This window comes from Mycobacterium sp. (genome assembly GCF_032162605.1).
Lineage (GTDB): Bacteria > Actinomycetota > Actinomycetes > Mycobacteriales > Mycobacteriaceae > Mycobacterium.
In genome coordinates, this window is sequence record NZ_JAVROT010000612.1 from 1 (window position 1) to 3,156 (window position 3,156).

General features: G+C 67.5%; 4 protein-coding genes and 1 pseudogene. All 5 read right to left on the bottom strand.

What is annotated here, in order from left to right; genetic code table 11:
- Positions 1–159 (bottom strand): annotated as a pseudogene (locus tag QOI01_RS35205) (uroporphyrinogen-III synthase); the annotation flags it as partial.
- 15 nt (positions 160–174) lie between these two features.
- Positions 175–732: a GNAT family N-acetyltransferase gene (locus tag QOI01_RS35210; protein ID WP_526388736.1), complete on the bottom strand. Its 558-nt coding sequence runs from the start codon at positions 730–732 to the stop codon at positions 175–177.
- Positions 733–791: 59 nt separating this feature from the next.
- Entirely contained in the window at positions 792–1,667 is an 876-nt protein-coding gene (locus QOI01_RS35215; protein WP_526388738.1) for a 5-oxoprolinase/urea amidolyase family protein, read from the bottom strand.
- A 9-nt stretch (positions 1,668–1,676) separates the two neighbouring features.
- Positions 1,677–2,342, bottom strand: coding sequence for a 5-oxoprolinase subunit B family protein (locus QOI01_RS35220; RefSeq protein ID WP_526388740.1), 666 nt, complete (start codon positions 2,340–2,342; stop codon positions 1,677–1,679).
- Between the two features lie 73 nt (positions 2,343–2,415).
- Entirely contained in the window at positions 2,416–3,078 is a 663-nt protein-coding gene (locus tag QOI01_RS35225) for a queuosine precursor transporter (protein ID WP_526388742.1), read from the bottom strand.
- Positions 3,079–3,156 lie beyond the last annotated feature (78 nt).

The following is a 3,156-nucleotide window of genomic DNA, read 5'->3' on the forward strand; positions in this document are numbered from 1 at the left end:
GATCAGGTCACCTGCCAGTCCCCAGCCGTCGGCGGCGGCGGTCCAGCCGCGGAAGCCGATGCCCGTCGTCGCGATGACCACGTCGGGCGGTGTGGCGATCAGTGCCTCGGTGTGATCGTGGAGTTCCTCGTCGTCGGGCAGCGGAACCATCGCGATCGCCCCGTGAGGCGCAAGTCACCAGACGTCGCCATCACGCCAATCGCACGTGAGTTCGCCAGCGGTGTCGAGCTCGATTCCGTCGGGTAATCCCAGCGGCAACACGAAGACCGAATCGTCGGAGTCGGGGGTCGGGGTCATTCCCGACGGTGCCAGCACCGACGTCGTTCCCTGCCACGGCAGCCAGCCTCGCGCCGCGCACATGTGTCTGCCCGCCTCCGACGAGCTGAGTGTGCCCAGTTGGTACGCGCCGCGCAAGACCTGTTCGAGGCCGTCCATCACCGCCAACGCGAGGCCCTGTCCGCGCCAGTCCTCCCGTACCGCGACGGCCTCCAGGTAACCGCATCGCAGTGCGACGTTCTGGTGGATCATCCGACGCTGCACCACCGCGCCGTGCGCGATCAGTGCGCCGCGGACCCAGATCAGTGCGTGCATGCCGCCGAGCGAGTGCTCCCAGTCGGAGTCGGTGAAGTCGATCTCGCCGCCGCCGAACGCGTCGATGACCATGCGGCGGGCGCCCTCACGGGTTTCAGCATCGAGATCGGAGGTATGGACCAGGCGTGCGGTGTGGAGCACCCCTCGTTCCTACCAGGGTTAAGGGGACCACGACATCCCCAGGACAGCTGCAACCGGGTTTACGACGACCGTCGTGGGCGGGACCAGCGCATCCTCACGTGCTGGCCGGGGCGCACCTGAGCCAGTGCGTCGAGGTCCCGGTCGGCTACCACTCCGATCACCGGATAGCCACCCGTGACCGGGTGGTCCGGGCCGAGGATCACCGGTAAACCGTTGGGCGGCACCTGAATCGCGCCGCGGGTGGCGCCTTCGCTCGGCAGCTGCCGGTCCGGCCAGCGGTGCTGGAGGGGACGTCCCGAGAGCCGCATCCCGACGCGGTCACTGCGATCGGAAGCCACCCAGTCGGTGTGCACCAGCGCGTCGGGGTCGGTGAACCAATCGTCGCGTGGGCCGGGCACGACCACGAGTTCGAGCAGGTCCTCGACGATCGCTGCGACCGGGGCCTGGTCCAACTCGGGGAAGTCGGCGGTGTGCTCGCCGATGGTCAGCACGTCGCCGGGCTTGAGCGGCTTCGGGCCGATCGCCGACATCACGTCATGGCTGCGGGAGCCGAGCGTCGGCTCGACGTCGATGCCGCCACGGACCGCGAGATAGCTCCGCAGACCGGAGTGGGGAGCCCCGAGGGATATCACCTCACCGTCGTGGACGTAGTGAATGCTGTTGGTGCCGAACGGAAGACCGTCGACCGACGGATCAGCGTCGGCACCCGTGACTGCGATGGCGACACCGCCACCGCGCACCCGTGCCGAGAAGCCTCCGAAGGTCACTTCGACGGTGGCCCTGTCCCGCGGGTTGGCCACCAGCCGGTTGGCCAGGGTGTGGGAACGACGGTCCGCCGCCCCGGAGCGGGACACGCCCATGTGCGCCAGTCCCGGCCTTCCGAGGTCTTCGAGCAGGGCCAGCGGGCCCGTCTTCAGTATCTCGATGGTGGTCATCAGCGGCTCCTATCCGATCGCCCGGAATCGAACCCACAGGCCGGGGGTCAGCAGCGCGGGCGGATCGCGTTCGACATCCCAGAGCACCGCATCGGTACGGCCGATCAGCTGCCACCCACCCGGCGACTCACGCGGGTAGACGCCGCTGAATTCGCCTGCCAGCCCGACCGATCCGACGGGCACCCTGGTGCGGGGCTCGGCTCGGCGCGGTACGTGCAGTCGCTCGTCCCCGCCGACCAGATAGGCGAAACCGGGTACGAACCCCCCGAACCCGACGCGCATCGGGGCGGCGGTATGGGCGGCGACCACCTGGTCGCGGGACAGGCCCGCCAGGTGTGCGACCTCGTCCAGGTCCTCGCCGTCGTAGACCACGTCGATCGTCACGTCAGCTCTGAGGTCGGATGGCGTGTCGGCCGCCACCGCCTCCCGCTCGACGCGGAGGTCGTCGAGGCGCGCCCGCGTCGGTGCCTGATAGCGCGGACCAGCGAGCTCGAGCAACACCGTGCGGGAGGCCGGGACGACGTCGACGACGCCGAGGAGATCGGCGTCCCGCAACGCCTCGCACCAGGCCAGCACTTCGGCAGTACTGTCGAACTCCAGCAGCAGGGCCTGGTCACCGTAGTCGTGCACCGTGCAGAGGGACATCGCGTTAATCACTTCAGCCGAGACCGTCATCTACCCAAGCTACCCATGAGTAGCTAGTTTTCCGCAAACTTTAGGACCTCGCCAGAGGAGCCTCAGAGATGCCTCATACGGCGGGCTCGTACGTGGGCTCCTTGCGCTTGATGTAGGCGATCACGCGGTACGTCACGGGCAGCATGACGATCTCGACCGCGGTCTTGTAGAACCAGCCCAGTGCGGTGTAGACGGCGAAGTCGCGAAAGCTGGTGATGCCGATCGCGCTCGCAGCGATGCTGCAGAACACCAGGGTGTCGCCGAGCTGGCCTGCGAACGTCGACCCGACGAGACGGGCCCAGAGGTGCTTCTCCTTGGTGCGTTCCTTGATCGCCACGACGACCCAGGCGTTGATGGTCTGCCCGACGATGAAGCCGGCGAGTCCGGCGATGATCAGCTGTGTGTAGGCGTGCACGACGTTCTCGAGCGCGGCCTGGTTCTCGTAGAAGTCTGCCGCTGGCAGGTAGATCGTGACCCAGAACGCGAGTGCGGCCAGCACGTTCATCGAGAAGCCGAGGATGATCGCGCGTCGGGCCGCCTTGAAGCCGTACACCTCCGACAGCACGTCTCCGATGACGTAGGTCAACGGGAAGACGATGAAGCCACCGTCGGTGATGACGGGCCCGAAGGCCACGCCCTTGGTGGCGGTGACGTTGGAGATGATGACCAGGGCCGTGAACACCGCGACGAGGATCGGGTAATAGGCCGAGCCGATCTGTGCGAATCCTGTAACCAATCCCCGGTCGCTGCGCTCCTGCCCTCCGCCGGGCTTCCCGGGCTTCTCGGTCACCCGGTCATCTTGTCAGGTGAGCAC

Bases quoted from the DNA above. Each gene is read 5' to 3' on its own strand.
- QOI01_RS35215 (WP_526388738.1), bottom strand. From the start codon at position 1,667: ATGACCACCATCGAGATACTGAAGACGGGCCCGCTGGCCCTGCTCGAA.
- QOI01_RS35220 (WP_526388740.1), bottom strand. From the start codon at position 2,342: ATGACGGTCTCGGCTGAAGTGATTAACGCGATGTCCCTCTGCACGGTG.